14 protein-coding genes are annotated in these 16,077 nt (G+C 66.4%); 7 read left to right on the forward strand and 7 right to left on the reverse strand.

Features of this window, described 5'->3' with window-relative positions:
• Positions 1-29 precede the first annotated feature (29 nt).
• The 4 genes from AC07PE_RS23050 to AC07PE_RS23065 all read right to left on the reverse strand — a co-directional run bounded on the left by AC07PE_RS23050 (position 30) and on the right by AC07PE_RS23065 (position 5,851).
• Complete coding sequence (locus tag AC07PE_RS23050; RefSeq protein WP_498768877.1) at positions 30-2,828, reverse strand: type VI secretion system Vgr family protein; 2,799 nt, start codon at positions 2,826-2,828, stop codon at positions 30-32.
• 233 nt (positions 2,829-3,061) lie between these two features.
• Positions 3,062-3,865, reverse strand: coding sequence for a TatD family hydrolase (locus AC07PE_RS23055; protein ID WP_498768879.1), 804 nt, complete (start codon positions 3,863-3,865; stop codon positions 3,062-3,064).
• A gap of 5 nt (positions 3,866-3,870) precedes the next feature.
• Complete coding sequence (gene lolD / locus AC07PE_RS23060) at positions 3,871-4,581, reverse strand: lipoprotein-releasing ABC transporter ATP-binding protein LolD (RefSeq protein ID WP_498768881.1); 711 nt, start codon at positions 4,579-4,581, stop codon at positions 3,871-3,873.
• A gap of 4 nt (positions 4,582-4,585) precedes the next feature.
• Complete coding sequence (locus AC07PE_RS23065) at positions 4,586-5,851, reverse strand: lipoprotein-releasing ABC transporter permease subunit (RefSeq protein ID WP_498768883.1); 1,266 nt, start codon at positions 5,849-5,851, stop codon at positions 4,586-4,588.
• Positions 5,852-5,962: 111 nt separating this feature from the next.
• Between AC07PE_RS23065 and AC07PE_RS23070 the strand changes: the two genes are divergently transcribed.
• Genes AC07PE_RS23070 through arfB form a run of 3 tightly spaced genes read left to right on the forward strand, consistent with a single transcriptional unit; the run spans position 5,963 to position 9,135 of the window.
• On the forward strand, positions 5,963-7,039 hold the full coding sequence (locus tag AC07PE_RS23070) for a hypothetical protein (protein WP_498768885.1): 1,077 nt from the start codon (positions 5,963-5,965) through the stop codon (positions 7,037-7,039).
• The gene (gene recJ / locus AC07PE_RS23075; RefSeq protein ID WP_498768887.1) at positions 7,036-8,733 is read left to right on the forward strand and encodes a single-stranded-DNA-specific exonuclease RecJ; all 1,698 of its coding nucleotides are present in this window, start codon (positions 7,036-7,038) and stop codon (positions 8,731-8,733) included. The genes AC07PE_RS23070 and recJ overlap by 4 nt, the downstream gene beginning before the upstream one ends.
• A gap of 3 nt (positions 8,734-8,736) precedes the next feature.
• Complete coding sequence (gene arfB, locus AC07PE_RS23080) at positions 8,737-9,135, forward strand: alternative ribosome rescue aminoacyl-tRNA hydrolase ArfB (protein ID WP_498768889.1); 399 nt, start codon at positions 8,737-8,739, stop codon at positions 9,133-9,135.
• Between the two features lie 67 nt (positions 9,136-9,202).
• Here arfB and AC07PE_RS23085 read toward each other — a convergent pair whose 3' ends face one another.
• Positions 9,203-9,673: a YybH family protein gene (locus AC07PE_RS23085; RefSeq protein ID WP_498768891.1), complete on the reverse strand. Its 471-nt coding sequence runs from the start codon at positions 9,671-9,673 to the stop codon at positions 9,203-9,205.
• A 130-nt stretch (positions 9,674-9,803) separates the two neighbouring features.
• Here AC07PE_RS23085 and AC07PE_RS23090 point away from each other — a divergent pair, with 130 nt between their 5' ends.
• Genes AC07PE_RS23090 through AC07PE_RS23100 form a run of 3 tightly spaced genes read left to right on the forward strand, consistent with a single transcriptional unit; the run spans position 9,804 to position 11,282 of the window.
• The gene (locus tag AC07PE_RS23090; protein ID WP_498768893.1) at positions 9,804-10,241 is read left to right on the forward strand and encodes an antitoxin Xre/MbcA/ParS toxin-binding domain-containing protein; all 438 of its coding nucleotides are present in this window, start codon (positions 9,804-9,806) and stop codon (positions 10,239-10,241) included.
• Positions 10,242-10,937, forward strand: a complete 696-nt coding sequence (locus AC07PE_RS23095) for an RES family NAD+ phosphorylase (protein WP_498768895.1) — start codon at positions 10,242-10,244, stop codon at positions 10,935-10,937.
• 12 nt (positions 10,938-10,949) lie between these two features.
• On the forward strand, positions 10,950-11,282 hold the full coding sequence (locus AC07PE_RS23100) for a DUF2288 domain-containing protein (protein ID WP_498768897.1): 333 nt from the start codon (positions 10,950-10,952) through the stop codon (positions 11,280-11,282).
• Between the two features lie 4 nt (positions 11,283-11,286).
• On the opposite strand, the gene AC07PE_RS23105 is transcribed toward AC07PE_RS23100, so the two are convergent.
• Positions 11,287-12,819, reverse strand: coding sequence for a methyl-accepting chemotaxis protein (locus AC07PE_RS23105; protein WP_498768899.1), 1,533 nt, complete (start codon positions 12,817-12,819; stop codon positions 11,287-11,289).
• Between the two features lie 321 nt (positions 12,820-13,140).
• Here AC07PE_RS23105 and AC07PE_RS23110 point away from each other — a divergent pair, with 321 nt between their 5' ends.
• Positions 13,141-13,851, forward strand: coding sequence for a GAF domain-containing protein (locus tag AC07PE_RS23110; RefSeq protein WP_498768901.1), 711 nt, complete (start codon positions 13,141-13,143; stop codon positions 13,849-13,851).
• A 136-nt stretch (positions 13,852-13,987) separates the two neighbouring features.
• Here the strand turns inward: AC07PE_RS23110 and AC07PE_RS23115 are convergent, their stop codons facing one another.
• Positions 13,988-15,994 carry a bifunctional 2',3'-cyclic-nucleotide 2'-phosphodiesterase/3'-nucleotidase gene (locus AC07PE_RS23115; RefSeq protein ID WP_498768903.1) on the reverse strand — a complete coding sequence of 669 codons (2,007 nt, stop codon included), beginning with the start codon at positions 15,992-15,994 and terminating at the stop codon, positions 13,988-13,990.
• Between the last annotated feature and the right edge of the window lie 83 nt (positions 15,995-16,077).

Consider the following 16,077-nt stretch of genomic DNA (forward strand, 5'->3'; position numbering starts at 1 on the left):
TCGGCGCTCCGTGTTGGTGTTGATCCGGCTCAGGCGGCCGGATCGTCCTGTTCGGGTAAATAGGCCATGTCGACGCCGCCGATCATTTCTCCGATCAGCAGCGAGGTCCGGCCCTGGTCGTCGGTGCGGCCGGTGACCGTGCGGCCGTCCTCGAAGGTCGCCTTGTAGCGCTGGTTCGGGATCGGCGCGCCGGTCTGCAGGTGGCGCAACACCACGTATTCGTCGGTGTGCAGGTGCGAAGTCGGCAGGCGCACGTCCTTGGGGTTGGCCCCGCCGGGGCCGAAGTACATGAAATCGGAGCCCTTGTGGATCTGCTGGCTGCTGCTCTGGTGGGTGATCTTGCCGTCCACCCAGTCGGTGGTGGCGCCCGGGGCGATGATCTTGACCGCGGGCGCTTCCAGCTCGATGCGCTCGGCCGCGATCAGGCTGATGCGCCCGGACGACTTGATCTGGATGTTGCCGAGGTGGGTCTGCACCACGATGTCGCCCTTCCCCGCACCGATCTTCATGCCAAGTTCGTGCGCGAACATGCTCAGGCCGCGGGCCGCGCGCAGGAAGATGTTGCGGCCGGTGGACACTTCGGCATCGCCGGCGCTGACCACGTCGATCTTGTTCTGCGCGCCCAGCGCCAGGTTGTCGCTGCTGGCGAAGATGGCGCCGGCCGGCGCGCTGGCGGCGACGATGGGCTGGCCGCCGCCCGAATTTGTCCCACCTGCGCCTTCGGCCACGTTGCTGCCTTCGTGCCAGCGCTTGAGTTTTTCGACCAGCGCGGCCAGGCGCTGCTGCGAGGGCTCGTCCTCGTTGTGCACCGCCGCCAGCTTGCCGACTTCGTCCAGGATGCCCTGCATGACTTCGGCCAGGCCGACCAGGCCCGCGCGTCCCAGCTGTCCGCCGGCGCCGCCCTGGTCCGCCTCGGCGCTGATCAGGACGCCCTGGGCGCCGCGCACCGCCACCGACAGGTCGCTGCGCAGTTCTGCGCCCTCGCCGCGCGGGCTGCCTGCGCCATGGTCCCTCGGTTGCGTCATCCAGCCCAGGTTGAGCTCCGAGGCGCCGTGGTCGCTGCCCAGCTGGGCGCTGATCTGGCCGCGGGTATCGTCGAAGCGCAGCTGGTTGCCGCGCGCGCCGGCGATTTCTTTGGTGCGGGTGCCGGACAGGTAACGGTTGCCCGGCAGGTCGCCATAGCCGTTGAAGGCCGGCGGCGCCGAACGCTGGTTATATAGTTGGGCGAGGACGATGGGGCGGTCCGGGTCGCCGCCCAGGAAGGCCACCAGCACCTCGGTGCCGACCCGCGGCAGGCCCAGCGCGCCGGACTGGTGCTGGCTGCTGCTGCCATTGCCGGCCCAGTTCGAGGCGACTCTCACCCAGGCCGAATCGGCCGGGCCGCCCGAGGCGCCGGCGCCGCGCGCATGCTCGTGGTCCGCGGCGCGCATGCCGGGGAAGCGGATCTTCACCCGGCCGAGCGCATCGCAATGAACATCCTCGTTGGCCGGGCCGACCACGACCGCGCTTTGCAGCTCGGGATGCGGCAGGTCGATGCGCGGATCGAAGGCCGGGACGATGGCGATCCCGCGCCGGACCGCCGTGAAGGAGATGCGTACGCGACCAACCGCGTCAAGGCTGGGTGAACCGACGCCCAGCAAACCCGACACCGAGGAGGCCAGCTCGCGCGGCAGGTTGTTGTCGGCCACCACGCGCAGCTCGGTGATGACGAACTCGCGCTCGGCGGCCGGGTGGGTGTCGATCTCGGGATGGTCTTCCAGCGCAAAATACTGGCCGGCGCAGAAATCGCGCACGCTGCCCTCGCCATGGAAGCACTTCGATTCGAATTCGTGACGGCTCATGCGCACGTGGCCAAGGCGCCAGTGGTCTTCGACGTCGTCGCCGGCGTGCGGCATCTCGACCAGGTAGTCGTCGAGGGTGGCGGCCAGCTGGTTGCCGCTCGGGCCCTGGTCGGCCATGCCGCGCGCGCTGGCGGTCATGAACTGCGGTCCGCCCGGGTTTTTATAGTCCCAGCTATGGCGGGTGGTGACGCCCGGCTGCAGGCGGCGCGCGGCGGTCCAGGAGGTGACGGTGTCGCGGCCCTCGGCCACGCCGTCGCGGTGGTAGCGCACGCTGCCGGCGCTGTTCCTCGGCAGGTTGCCGGCGCTGGCGAACAACACCAGGGTATGCGCCGGGGTGCGGTCGTGCGCCGGATCGACGGCGGTGCTGCGGCTGCGGCCCGGACGGAACACCCAGCCGATGCCGCGCCGCTTGAGCAGGCGGCGCACGAAGGCGGCGTCGGATTCGTTGTACTGCATGGTCTGTTCGCGCGGCGGGTACTGGCCCATGTCCAGCAGCGCGTCGAGTTCCAGTTCGAAGGCATTGGCCAAAACCGTATTCGAGTGGCGCCATTCGTCGCACAGCAGCTGCACGATCTCGAGCTCGTTCTGGTAGCGGAACACGCGGCTGTTGGTGCGCTTTTCCATGATGGCGAAGACATCGCGGACCACCAGTTCGTAGGATGCGAGGGCGCCGTCGGAATCGCCGGCGCGGGCTTCGGTCACCAGGCCGCAGACGCTGCGCAGCTGGCCGCGGTCGGTCACGAACCGGATTTCCGCCGGCAGCGCGATCAGCTCCTTGAGCGGCAGGTGCGGGCTGCTGGCCAGGCAGGCGACGCGATACTCGATGCCGCCGCACACCGCCTCGCTGCCCACCACCCGCTGCGGCAGCAGGATGTCCTCGTCGAGCTGCCCGGCATGCGCAAGGCGCAGGCGCAGGGGGCGGTTGGCCGTGCTCAGGGACTTTTCATGCTGCAGGACCCGCAGGAACTCGCTCGCGCTCTCCACCATCTCTCCATGTTCGCGTACCGCAGTGCGGCAGAGAACCTATTTTTCCACGCTTGCTCGGGCGGTCCGTTGCCGTGCGTCATACGGTTTGGGGAGGGTCAAGCCGGAACTTCACGCGAGCGGAATTGTCGTGGCCGCCAGAATACGGTAGGAGGGTGCGCGCCACGCTCCCGCCAGGCGCGCACGGCGGCACCATGGGTGGCGGACGGGGGCCGGCAAGCGGGATTAGGCGTGGATCAGGATGCGAGCAGGTTTTTCAGGCGCGGAATCGCAGCAAATGCGCTCTGCCCGGTGGCGGCGCGAACCTCGTCCTCGGGCATGCCGCGCAATGCAGCCAGCATACGCCCGATCGCCGGCAGCTCTTCCGGGCTGTTGCGGCCGGGGTGGACCCAGCTGGGGGCGATGTCCGGCGCATCGGTTTCCAGCACAATGGCGTCCAAGGGAAGTTCGGCCGCCAGGCGCCGGATCTGCAGCGCGCGCGTAAAGGTCATGGCGCCGCCGAAGCCGAGGTGGAAGCCCAGATCGATGAAGTTCTGCGCCTGCTGGAAGCTGCCGTTGAAAGCGTGGGCGATGCCGCCCGCGGGGCGGATCTGCCGGATGTGTTTTAGCACCTGGTCCTGCGAACGCCGCACGTGGGTCAGCACCGGCAGCCCGAAATCGCGTGCGATGCGCAGCTGCTCGCGCAGGAAGTGCTCCTGCTTCTCGCGCATCGCGGGTTCGCACAGCATGGGGATGAAGAAGTCCAGGCCGATCTCGCCGATGGCGACGAAGCGCGGATCCGCCTGCGATTCTTCGACCTCCCGGCGCAGCAGCGCCAGGTCGTCTTCCTGCGCCTGCGGCACGTAGATCGGATGGATGCCCAGCGCATAAGACGCATTCGGCGCTGCATGCGCCAGTCCACGCACGACATCGAAATTCCCCCGCTCGACTGCCGGGATCACGATCATGCCCACGCCCGCGTGCCCGGCGCGCGCGGCGACGTCCAGCGACTCTGCGCCGAACTCGTGCGCGTCCAGATGGCAGTGGGTGTCGATCCACATGCGCGTCAGCTTTCCGGCCGCAGTCCGTGCTCGGTCAGGCGCAGCACGCGGTCGCAGCGGCGCGCCAGCTCGGGGTCGTGGGTGACGATCACGAAGGCGGTGCCGAGGGTGCGCGAGAGCTCCAGCATCAGGTCGAAGATGGTCTCGGCGGTCGTGTGGTCGAGGTTACCGGTCGGTTCGTCGGCCAGCACGCAGGCCGGTTCCGTCACCAGGGCGCGGGCCAGGGCCACGCGCTGGCGTTCGCCGCCCGACAGCTCACCGGGGCGGTGCACGGCGCGCTTGGCCAGGCCGACGCGCGCCAGCATCGCCTGCGCCTTCGCCACCGCTTCCTCGCGTTTTACACGCCGGATCAGGAGCGGCATGGCGACGTTGTCCAGCGCCGAGAATTCCGGGAGCAGGTGATGGAACTGGTAGACGAAGCCCAGCGAGGCGTTACGCAGATCGCCGCGCTTCGTTTCCGACAGGGCCGCAAAGTCCTCGCCCTTCAGCACCACGGCGCCGCCGCTCGGGGTATCGAGGCCGCCGAGGATGTGCAGCAGGGTCGATTTGCCCGAGCCGGACGCGCCGACGATGGCCACGCGCTCGCCGCGGGCAATGGAAAAGTCGATGTTGTCCAGTACCTGGACGGCATAATCGCCTTCGCGGAAAGTCTTGCCGACGCCGCGGCAGGACAGGACCGGCATGCCGGCATTCGTCTCGATAGTCTCAGTGGTCATCATATTATTCATAGCGCAGTGCCTCCGCCGGTTTGACGCGCGACGCCGACCAGCTCGGGTAGAGCGTCGCCGCGAACGCCAGCAGCACCGACACGCCGCCGATCTTGAAAACGTCCGGCCAGCGCATATCCGAGGGGATCTCGCTGATCAGGTAAATATCCTTCGACAGGAACTGCACCCCGAGCAGATGCTCGATGAAGGGCACGATCACGTCGATATTCAGGGCCACCAGCACGCCCAGGCACACCCCCGCGATCGTACCGAGGATGCCGACCAGCGCGCCCTGGATCATGAATATCTTCATGATCGAGGCCGGCGAGGAGCCGAGCGTGCGCAGGATGGCGATGTCGGGCTGCTTGTCGGTCACCGTCATCACCAGGGTCGACACCAGGTTGAACGCGGCCACCGCGATGATCAGGGTCAGGATGATGAACATCATCCGCTTTTCGGTCTGCACCGCGGCGAACCAGTTGGCGTTCAGCTTGGACCAGTCGCGCATGACCAGGTCGCCGGACATCGATTTTTTGAGCTGCTGGGCCACCAGCGGCGCCTGGTGCATGTCGGCGATGCGCAGGCGCAGGCCGTTGGGCGCGTCGAGACGCTCCATGCGCTCGGCATCCTGCAGGTGCACGAAGGCCATCGCCGAATCGAATTCGTAGTGGCCGGCTTCGAAGATGCCGACTACCGTGAAGCTGCGGGTGCGCGGCACCATGCCGGCCGGCGTGGTCTGGGCCTGGGCCAGCATCATGTTGACCTTGTCGCCGACGCCGACGCCGAGCGAGCGCGCCAGCACATAGCCGAGCACGATGTTGAACTCGCCGGGACGCAGGTTCTGCAGGCTGCCCTGGCGGATCTGGCGGCCGACGTCCGACACCTTGTGCTCCTGTTCGGGCAGGATGCCGCGGATGACCGAGGGTTTCATGACGTCGTCGCGCACCAGCAGGCCCTGGGTTTCGACGAAGGGCGCGGCGCCGCGCACGGCCGGGTTGCGGAAGGCTTCCTTCTCGGCGTCCTCCCAGTTGGGCATGCCGCCGTGGGCGTCGAACACCTCGATGTGGGCCAGCACCGACAGCATCCGGTCCGTCACCTCCTTCTGGAAGCCGTTCATCACCGACAGCACGACGATCAGCGCCGCCACCCCGAGCGCGATGCCGGACACCGAAATCAGGGAGATGAAGGAGATGAAACTGTTGCGGCTGCTACGCTTGCCGGCACGCGTGTAGCGCAGGCCGACCAGCCATTCGTACGGCAATTTGTGGATGATGCTCATGGGCTCCGTGGTAAATGCTTCTTCGCCCCGCAGTTTGCCATACAAAGCTCATCCATGCCTACACGACAGCTTGGGCTGCTCGCTTGCCGTCATTTGGCCTACAATACCGGTATGGCCCATATTTCGCTCGTCCTGCCGTTCGCCCTGCCCGCCCCCGAATTCGCCTCCGACCTGGTCCGTGCCCTCGAAGCACCGGCCCTGGCGGCGCTGTTGTCGCGTTCTTCCAATGGGGTCTTTCACCCCCTGGAGGCGACCGCACGCGTGCTGCCGCACGAGTTGTGGATCGCGCGCGCGCTCGGGCTGGCGCACGGCACGGCGCCCGGCATTGCCGCCAGCGCCATGCGCGGCTACGGCCTCGACCCGCTGGACGGCACCTGGTTCATCGTCAACCCGGGCCATATCCAGATCTCGCACAGCCACCTGATGCTGGGCGATACGCGCCAGCTCGGCCTGGATGACGCCGACAGCCGCGCGCTGTTCGAGACCGCCCGGGAGTGCTGCGAGGACGCCGGCCACGCACTGCTGTACGGCGCGCCCGACACCTGGTTCCTGCGCGCCGACGAGTGGGAAAGCATCCATACCGCCAGCCCGGACGCGGCGGTCGGCATGAACCTGACCGACTGGGTCCCGACCGGCAACCAGGCGCGCGCCTTCCGCAAGCTGCAGAACGAGGTGCAGGTCAGCTGGTACACCCATCCGGTGAATTCGGCGCGCGAAAGCCGCGGCCAGGCGCCGATCAACGCGATCTGGCCCTGGGGCGCGGCCAGCGTCGCCGCCGAGCACGCGCAGAAACTGGTGGCGCGTGCCGCCGGCAAGCTGGCGCCGCGCCCCCTGGTGTCGAGCTACGCTGTACCGGGCTGGCTGGATGCGCTGGCCGACCAGCGCCTGTCGGACCTGAGCGATATCGCCGGCAAGCTGACTTCCGGCGACGACAACGAAGGCGGCCGCCTGCTGGTCTGCGGCGCCGCCGCGGCGCCGGCCATCGCCGCCGACTGGCACGGCTGGCTGCAAGTCATGCACCACTACGAGGAGGCGCTGTTCGCGCCCCTGCTCACGGTCCTGAAACAGGGCCGTATCAAGTCGCTGCGGCTGGTGCTGAGCCACCGCGACGGCCACCTGGACACCACCACGACACCGATGGCCCAGCGCAAGTTCTGGCGCCGTCCGACTTTGGAACATTTGAAGTGAAGACCCGTATCAGTACCCGTCCCTGCCCCGGCCGCCAATCCGAGCTGCTGGCCCAGGGCGGGATCCACCCCGTATTGGCGCGCGTGTACGCCGCCCGCGGCCTGTCCGATCCGCGCGAGCTGGCCAGCGAGCTGCAGGCCCTGCTGCCGCCCGCCGCCCTGCTGCAGATCGACGCCGCCGCCATCTACCTGGCCGACGCCATCGCTGCCGGCAGGAAGATGACCATCGTCGCCGATTACGACTGCGACGGCGCCACCGCCTGCGCCACCGCCCTGCGCGGCCTGCGTTCGATGGGCGCCAACGTCGACTACATCGTGCCAAACCGCTTCGAGTACGGCTACGGCCTGACACCGGAAATCGTCGAGCTGACGGCGCGCTCGACCGCGCCCGACATCATCATCACCGTCGATAACGGCATTGCCAGCATCGACGGCGTGGAGGCGGCGCGTGCGCGCGGCATCGAAGTCGTGGTCACCGACCACCACCTGCCGGGCGACGCCCTGCCCGACGCGCGCGTGATCGTGAATCCGAACCAGCCCGAGTGCGGCTTTCCGAGCAAGCACCTGGCCGGGGTCGGGGTCGTGTTCTACGTGCTGCTGGCCCTTCGCGCCGAAATGCGCAAGCGCGGCGTGTTCGATGCTGCTTCTCAGCCGAAGCTGGACTCATTGCTCGACCTGGTGGCGCTGGGCACAGTGGCGGACGTGGTCAAGCTGGACACCAACAACCGCATCCTGGTCGCGCAGGGATTGAAGCGCATGCGCGCGGGCCGCATGCATGCCGGTATTGCCGCGCTGTTCCGCGTGTCAGGGCGGGAAGCGCGCTGCGCCTCGCCCTTCGACCTGGGATTCGCTTTGGGTCCGCGCCTGAATGCGGCCGGCCGCCTGGAAGACATGTCGCTCGGGATCGAGTGCCTGGTGACGGACGACGAAGACCGCGCCTGGCAGATCGCCCAACAGCTCAACGAAATCAACCTGAAGCGCCGCGAGATCGAGGCCGAGATGCAGGACACGGCCCTGCTCCACCTCGACGATTTCAAGCCGGCGGACGCCAGCACCATCGCCGTATTCGACGACGGCTGGCACCAGGGCGTGATCGGCATCGTCGCCTCGCGCCTGAAAGAGAAGTTTTATCGCCCGACGATCACCTTCGCGCCGGCCGGCGACGGCTGGATCAAGGGCTCGGGACGCTCGATCCCGGGCTTCCACCTGCGCGATGCGCTGGATCTGGTGTCGAAACGCGTGCCGGGATTGATCGACAAGTTCGGCGGCCACGCGATGGCAGCCGGCCTGTCGATCCGGCTCGAGCACTTCGATACCTTCCGCGAAGCCTTCGAGGCGGTCGGCCAGGCCTGGCTGAGCGAGGCGCAGCTGGAGCGCGTGGTCGAGACCGACGGGCCGCTGGAAGACGATTTCTATACGGTGCAGTTCATCGAGCTTCTGGACGGCCAGGTCTGGGGCCAGGGCTTCGCGCCGCCGGTGTTCTGCGACGAATTCCGCGTCGTGAGCCAGCGTATCCTCAAGGAGCGCCACCTCAAGCTGCTGCTGGAGCGGAACGGCCGGCGCTACGATGCGATCTGGTTCGGCAATACGGCATCGCTGGGCGAACGCGCGCGCGTGGCGTTCCGGCTCGATGCGAATGAGTACAACGGCGTGACCAAGGTGCAGCTGCTGGTCGAGCACGCGGAACCGGTCTGATTCATGGCCGCGCAGATCGATCCGCAGGAGGTCGAGTTCAGCGCGATCCGGGCCCAGGGTCCGGGTGGGCAGAACGTCAACAAGGTCTCCTGCGCGGTGCACGCCCGCTTCGACGTCAAGGCTTCCTCGCTGCCGGACTGGGTGAAGGAACGCCTGCTCACCATGCGCGACAGCCGCATCACCGCCGAGGGCGTGGTGGTGCTGAAGGCCCAGCAATCGCGCAGCCTGGAAGCCAACAAGGAAGATGCGCTGCGGCGGCTGCAGGAAATGGTCAATCAGGCCAGCGTGGTGCAGGCGGTGCGGCGGCCGACAAAACCGACGCGCGGCTCCCAGCGGCGCCGGCTGGATGAGAAGACCCGCAGCGGGCAGGTCAAGGCCTTGCGCGGCAAAGTCAAAGAATAAATTCGGGGTCAGAGCACTTTTTTGGGCAATTGCCACAAAAAGTGCTCTGACCCCGAATTATTTCAGGTCAAGGCGTGTCGACTTTTGGCTTGCAATTGCACGGCTGTTCGCCGCGGTCGAACACGATCCGCCAGCGCCCCGGCGCTTCCAGGCGCCAGATCGAGTTGAAGCGCCCGACCCGCTTGCCGGCGGCGTCGTAGACCGGGCCGCCGCTGTAGGCCAGGGTACCGGAATCGACCACCTCGACCTCTTCCGGCTCCCAGGAGAACGGCGCTTGCGGGCCGTCGTAGTATTTGCGCCAGGCCGTGGCCACGGCTTCGCGTCCGCGCAGGACGCTGCCGGGACCGGAAAAGAACACCGCCTCGTCGGACAGGAAACTGGTAAAGGCCGCGTGGTCGCGCGCCTTCATGGTCGCCGCGAAGGCGCGCTCATGCTCCGTCACCTGCTTCTTCAGCTCGGCATTCGTCGGCCGCGCCGCGCTGGCGACCGCCAGCATGAACATACTGATGCACAAAACCCCAATCGACAGCAGACGCATGCGTCCTCCACGTGTTGATCCGGAACGAACTTAATAATCGAACAATTTTGTCACGGCAATACAGTTTGCACAAGCGGCTTGCAAAATCTCCGGAAACGGAGTATAAAAACTCCATTATCGGAGGATTCCTATGAGTCTCGCCTACGCCTACCCCAAAAGCCGCTTCGAAACCGCTGTGCTGGTCGACCTCAACGACCGCGAACAGCGCGAACGCCTGTCCAGCTCGGCGCTGAAAGGCTTCTTCCAGCTGGCCGACGCCTGGCAGGTCCGCGACGAAGATGCGCGCGAGCTGCTCGGCGGCCTGTCCTCGTCCGCCTTCTACGACTGGAAAAAGAATCCGGCCCGTGTGCTGGAAGTTGACCGCATTACCCGCATCTCCTACCTGCTCGGCATCTACAAAGCCCTGCACATCCTGTACGGCGACAAGCTGGCCGACGAATGGGTGCACCTCCCGAACAGCAACACGGTGTTCAATGGCCGCGCGCCGCTCGCCTTCATGCTGGGCGGCGGCCTGCTGGCCATGCAGACCGTGCGCCGCCTGCTCGACGCCCGCCGCGGAGGCTTGTAAGTGAAACTGGTGCACAAGCAGGAACCGGGCCTCACCCAGCTGCGCCAGTTCGACACCGTCCGCCTGATCCCCTCGCGCTTCGCCGATGCCGAAGACTCGGTGCTGGCCCCGCTGGCGGAAAGCGATGCCGTGCTGCGCGACCTGTTCGACCTGGACAACGCCACCAACGACCGCCTGCGCGGCGAATCCGGCCTGCTCCCCGGCATCGGCATGGACGAGCTGGTGTTCGGCGTGCCGAACTTCCGCATGATCAATGCGGCCTATACCTATGCGCGCCCGGAAGGCAGCCGCTTCAACGACGGCGAGCGCGGCGCCTGGTACTGCGCCTTCGAGCTCGAGACGGCGCTGGCCGAGGTCATCTTCCACAAGACCGTGGAATACCAGGAGATCGGCCGCTTCGACGACAGCGTCAGTTACCAGGCCCTGCTGGCCGACTTCAACGCCGCCTTCCACGACCTGCGCGGCAGCGAGGAGTGGAACGCCTGCCTGGCCTCCGACAGCTACATCGCCTCGCAAAGACTGGCGGCCGAGCTGCTGGATGCGGGCTCGATGGGCATCGTCTACCCCAGCGTGCGCCGGCTCGAGGGCACGAATCTGGCCTGCTTCCGCCCGGCCCTGGTCGGGAATGTCCGCAAGGGCCAGGCGTATCGGTTAACATGGGCGGGTTCGCCGCATCCTCAGGTCGAACCCATCTGATTCAATGTAGCCATGAAAACCGATCCATTAAAAGACACCGAACTGCACGACAAGATCAACCGCGAAACCGCCCGCATCAACTGGTCCGAACTGGAGCGCCATTTCGCTCACGGCGCCGTGGTCTGGGTCAGCCATGAACTGGACCTGGTCGAAGCTGCCCTGCGCATCGCCCACGACGACAAGGAAGCCATCGCGCGCTGGATGAACGAGGGCAAACTGGCCAAGGTGTCGGACGCGCAGGCCCAGGCCTGGCAGTCCACCAATGCCCTGCTGTGGGCATCGGTGGTCAGTCCCTTCGTGCTGGTCCAGGAAGACAAGGCAGCACCAAAAGACACGCTGCACTAATTATTTAAGCCACCAGGGCGCGGCCGCTGCTGCGTCCCACCGGCGCCGTCTCGAGCTGGAAGGTATTCACCAGCGAGGCCAGCTGGTCCGCCTGTGTACGCAGCGACTGCGCCGCGGCCGAGGCTTCCTCCACCAGCGCCGCGTTCTGCAGCGTCATCTCGTCGAGCTGGGCGATGGCGCCGTCGACCCGCTCGATCTCCTCGTTCTGCGCACGCGTCGCGCTGGAGATCTCGCCCATGATGCCGTTCACCTTGTGCACGCCGTCGACCACGGTGCGCATGGTCTCGCCGGCGCGTCCCACCAGCGCGGCGCCGGCGTCGACCTTGCTCACCGTATCCTCGATCAGCCCCTTGACTTCCTTGGCCGCCGCGGCCGAGCGGTGCGCCAGGTTGCGCACTTCGGAAGCGACCACCGCAAAGCCGCGTCCCTGCTCGCCGGCGCGCGCCGCTTCCACCGCCGCATTGAGCGCCAGGATATTCGTCTGGAAGGCGATGCCGTCGATGACGGAAATGATTTCGACGATCTTCGTCGACGAATCGTGGATCAGGTGCATGGTCTCGACCACGCCTTCGACCGCGGCGCCGCCCTGGCGCGACACCTCGGACGCCTCATTCGCCAGGCGACTCGCCTCGGCTGCGTAGTCGGCGTTGCGGCGTACCGATTCGATCAACTCCTTCATCGCGCCGGCCACCTGGGCCAGCTCGGCGGCCTGGGACTCGGTACGCTGCGACAGATCGACGTTGCCGGTGGCGATTTCGGCCGAGGCCGACGCGATCGCATCGGTGCCGCTGCGGACCTTGCCGACGATGCCGGAGAGGCTGTCGCGCATGGTGCTCATGGCCGCCAGCAGGCTGCTGGGCTGGGCACGGCGGGTGTCGACGCTGTGCTGCAGTTCGCCCTTCGCAATCGCGTGCGCCACGCTGGAGGCATAGGCCGGCTCGCCGCCCAGTTGGCGCAGCAGGCTGCGCGTGATGCCGATGCCGACGATTGCGGCCAGCGCCACGCACAGGCTGCTCAAGCCGGCGATCATCCAGCGCGCCGAGCTGGCCGTCTCGCCGGCGGCAAGACTGGCCTGGCTGCTGTCGGCCTGCAGCTGCTTGAGCAGGAGGTCGATGTCGCCGACGATCTTGCGGCGCAGCGGCGTGCAATCCTTCACCAGGAAGCTGCCGAAGCCTTCCATGTCGCCCGCTGTGCGGTATTTGCGGGGCCGCTGGAGTTCGTGGGTCATCGTGCCCATTTCCTCGCGCAGCTTCAGGTACTGGGGGTCGCCCTGCAGGGACAGGTCGAGCTTCGACAGCGCCACCTGGTAGACCGCGATCTGCCGGTCCACCAGGTCGAGCTCGCGCAGCGCGTCTGCGTTGTCGCTGAAGATGAAGGCGTTGCGGGCGGCGATGCCGGTCTGGTCCAGCGCTTCGCGCAGTTCATACAGAGGCTCGAGGCGGCTGCTGCGCAGGCTGTCCGCATTCGTCAGCGCCTGCCCGATCCGATTGACGCGGGTGGTGGCGAATACCGCCAGAACCAGGGTTACCAGTACCACGACAGCAAACGCCGTATACAACTTTGTCGAGATTGCAACGCCAGCTGCTCTGTTATTCATCTTGTACTTTCTTCATGGTGGCCACGTTCGCCCTGTCAATTTGATTAAAATGACGGATATTGCATCATGAATTTCGGGTGAGCAACGTATTTTGCTCAAATTGCGCATAATTTTATTGTGAGTGGTATAACCTGTTTTTATAATCCCTGTGTTAATTTCTTGACGTAATGCAAGAAAATAAGATGTGAACAAATTTATCCGCTATACTGTTGGGATACGAGGAAGTTTATGCAGAGCAATATAAAATCCGAAGATCCAGTGATGACCACGAGCGAAGTTGCACGCCTTCTGGGCGTGGCCACAAGCACGGTCCAGATCTGGATGGAGAGCGGCGCGATCGAGTCCTGGAAGACGCCGGGCGGGCATCGCCGTACGCGCCTGAGCCTGGTTCAGGGACTCCTGCACGGGAAGGACGACAACGCCCTTCTGCGTCCCGCGGCCAGCAACGACAAGGAATTCCTGCCTGCCCAGGACCCGAACTATCCGGTCCCGGCGGACGAACGCGCACGCCTCGCGGCCGTGGGCGCGAGCGGCCTGGTCGACACCGACGAGGAACAGCGCTTCGACCGCATCGTGCGCCTGGCCACCATGGTGACCGGTTCGCCGATCGCATTGATCTCGCTGCTCACCTCGACCCGCCAGTGGTTCAAGGCCAGGGTCGGCCTCGAGCCGCGCGAAACGCCGCGCGACTGGGCCTTCTGCTCGCACGCAGTACTGCAGGACGAGATGTTCGTGGTCGAGGATGCCCTCGGCGACGACCGCTTCCGCGACAATCCGCTGGTCCAGGGTGACCCGAAGATCCGCTTCTACGCCGGCGTGCCGCTGCGCGACCGTAGCGGCCACCCGCTTGGCACCTTGTGCGTGATCGACCGCGAGCCGCGCCGCCTGCGCGCCACCGAAGTCCAGGGCCTGCTCGACCTGGCGGCGATCGCCGCGGCCGAGATCCAGTCCAGCCGCCCGAACCGCTTCTGACACCCGTCGTTCCCGCGGAAGCGGGAACCCATGCTGAGCTTCCGGAAGCCCGTTTTTGGAAGCTGAGTAGCCCATCGAACTGACAGAATTCTTTTCACTCGGTATGGCTCCCCGCTTTCGCGGGGATGACGGACACTTATTTCGCCAGGTCGACCGCGTACAGCGCAAAACCCTTGCCCTGCCCATCATCCGCGGCCAGCTGCGACACATTCTCCAGCCCCGCCGCGCGCGCCAGCTCCAGCTTGCCCGGCGCCGAGTGGAACACCACCGGCCCCTTCGTCTCCACCTTCGCAAATCGCCAGCTGCGCTGCGCCCCATTGGCCACACGCGTCAAACGGCGCGCTTCCTTGACGTAGGCGATCAGCACGTCGCGGCTGGCGTCCGGCGATGCCAGCACGGTGCGGCTGCCGTCCAGACCCGGGAAATTTCCGCCGCCGCTGGCGCGGTAGTTGTTCGTCGCGACCAGGAATTCCTGCCCGGCCGGCAGCGGCGCGCCGCGCAGCTGGAGATGGCGGATGCGCTGCCCCGGCGGCTGGGTCACGTCGATTTCGTAGCTCAGCTCCGGCGACGTGACGGTGTCGAAGTTATAGCCGGCGAAGCCCGTATTCACCAGTTCCTGCGGCGATGTCCTGGCGGGGTCGATGGTATTGAAGCGCGAGGCCGCCTTCTCCAGCCAGGCCTTCAGCCCGGCCCCGTCGACTTTCACCAGCGCCAGAGCATTCGGATAGAGATAAAGGTCGGCCGCGTTGTTCAGCGCCAGGTCGCCGGCGGCGACGTCGGTGTAGTCGGCCACGCCGGCCGAGCCGCTCTTGAACGGCGCCGACACCGATAGCACCGGCAGCTGCGCATACTGCGGCAGATTCGCCGCGACGTAGCGCCGCGCGTAGTCGGCCTGGGCCTGGTTCACCACCTGGATGGCGGAGACGTCGCCGACGTCGGCGAAATAGGTCGACATGCGGAAGTCGGCGCTGCCGATCGGCGTCTTCACGTAACGTATCGTCGCTTCGTGCTCGTTCTTCACCAGGTCCATCACTTCGGGATCGGCCGCCACGTAGCTCTTGTCCGGCTGCTGCGTCGTGCGGTTCTCGACAATGGCCGCGTCCTGGTCGGCGTGCCAGCGCTTGCCGTCGTGGCGTAGCTGCAGGCGCACCACGCCCAGGTTCTTGCCCCACAAATTGGCCATCACGGTCGGCACGCCGAATACACGTCCCTTCACCTTGTCCACGTGCTGCAGGTTGAACTGCGCGACGGTGCTGGACGGATTCGGGAAAGGCTGGTGCGAATGGCCGAGCAGCAGCGCGTCGATGCCGCCTGCCTGCGCCAGGTAGTAGTTACCGTTCTCCATCGACGGCGAATAGGGGCTGTCGTCCAGGCCGCCATGCGAGATCGCCACCACCAGCTCGGCGCCTTTTGCGCGCATCTCGGGCAGGTAACGCTTGGCCGTTTCGACCAGCCCTTCCGTATAAATCTTCCCTTCCAGCCAGCGCCGGTCCCAGTTCAGGATGGCCGGGGGCGTGAAGCCGATGATGCCGACCTTGACGCTGGTTTCAAACGGCTTGCCCTTCGCATCGACCGCCTTGATGCGGCGCGTGAGGATGCGGTAAGGCGCGAACAGCGGCTTCTTCGTCTTGACGCTGTAGACGTTCGCCAGCACCACGGGGAAGCCCGGCCCTTCGCAACGCTTCGCAGGAACGCCTTCCACATCCAGGCGCTGTCCGGTCACCTGCCCCAGGTAGGCCAGGCCGAAATTGAAGTCGTGGTTGCCGATGCCGATGCCGTCGTAGCCGAGCTTCTTCATCGCTTTATAGATACCCAGCAGCTGGCCGCACTTGAGCGGATCGACGGTGGCCTGGTAGTCGCCCAGCGCATTGCCCTGGATGGTGTCGCCATTGTCGAACAGTAGCGTGTTCGGAAAGTCGCGGCGCGCCTGGGCGATCAGCGAGGCCGTGCGGTCCAGGCCCAGCGAAGGCTCGGCCGCCAGCTTGAAGTAGTCGTAGCCCACCACCGCCGAGTGCAGGTCGGTGGTTTCCAGGATCGCCAGCTCGGCGCTGGACCCCGCGCGCGGGGTCGCGGCCAGCGCGGGACCCGATGCGATGGCGGCCAAAAGGATGAGATGGAAGGGGCGTGGTGGGCGGAATGTCATGCCCGCATCATAAGACAGCCGCCTGCCGCGGGGCAAGGAAAGCGCTGGAAAGCGCGGCTTACGCCCCGCCTGCGGTATAATTA

This window comes from Telluria sp. GW821-FHT07G12 (assembly GCF_059418525.1).

Coding starts and splice junctions, on each gene's coding strand:
- AC07PE_RS23055 (WP_498768879.1), bottom strand. CDS start 3,865: ATGTGGATCGACACCCACTGCCATCTGGACGCGCACGAGTTCGGCGCA.
- AC07PE_RS23065 (WP_498768883.1), bottom strand. CDS start 5,851: ATGAGCATCATCCACAAATTGCCGTACGAATGGCTGGTCGGCCTGCGC.
- AC07PE_RS23050 (WP_498768877.1), bottom strand. CDS start 2,828: ATGGTGGAGAGCGCGAGCGAGTTCCTGCGGGTCCTGCAGCATGAAAAG.
- AC07PE_RS23100 (WP_498768897.1), top strand. CDS start 10,950: ATGAAAACCGATCCATTAAAAGACACCGAACTGCACGACAAGATCAAC.
- lolD (WP_498768881.1), bottom strand. CDS start 4,581: ATGACCACTGAGACTATCGAGACGAATGCCGGCATGCCGGTCCTGTCC.
- AC07PE_RS23110 (WP_498768901.1), top strand. CDS start 13,141: ATGACCACGAGCGAAGTTGCACGCCTTCTGGGCGTGGCCACAAGCACG.
- AC07PE_RS23085 (WP_498768891.1), bottom strand. CDS start 9,673: ATGCGTCTGCTGTCGATTGGGGTTTTGTGCATCAGTATGTTCATGCTG.
- AC07PE_RS23090 (WP_498768893.1), top strand. CDS start 9,804: ATGAGTCTCGCCTACGCCTACCCCAAAAGCCGCTTCGAAACCGCTGTG.
- arfB (WP_498768889.1), top strand. CDS start 8,737: ATGGCCGCGCAGATCGATCCGCAGGAGGTCGAGTTCAGCGCGATCCGG.
- AC07PE_RS23070 (WP_498768885.1), top strand. CDS start 5,963: ATGGCCCATATTTCGCTCGTCCTGCCGTTCGCCCTGCCCGCCCCCGAA.
- AC07PE_RS23115 (WP_498768903.1), bottom strand. CDS start 15,994: ATGACATTCCGCCCACCACGCCCCTTCCATCTCATCCTTTTGGCCGCC.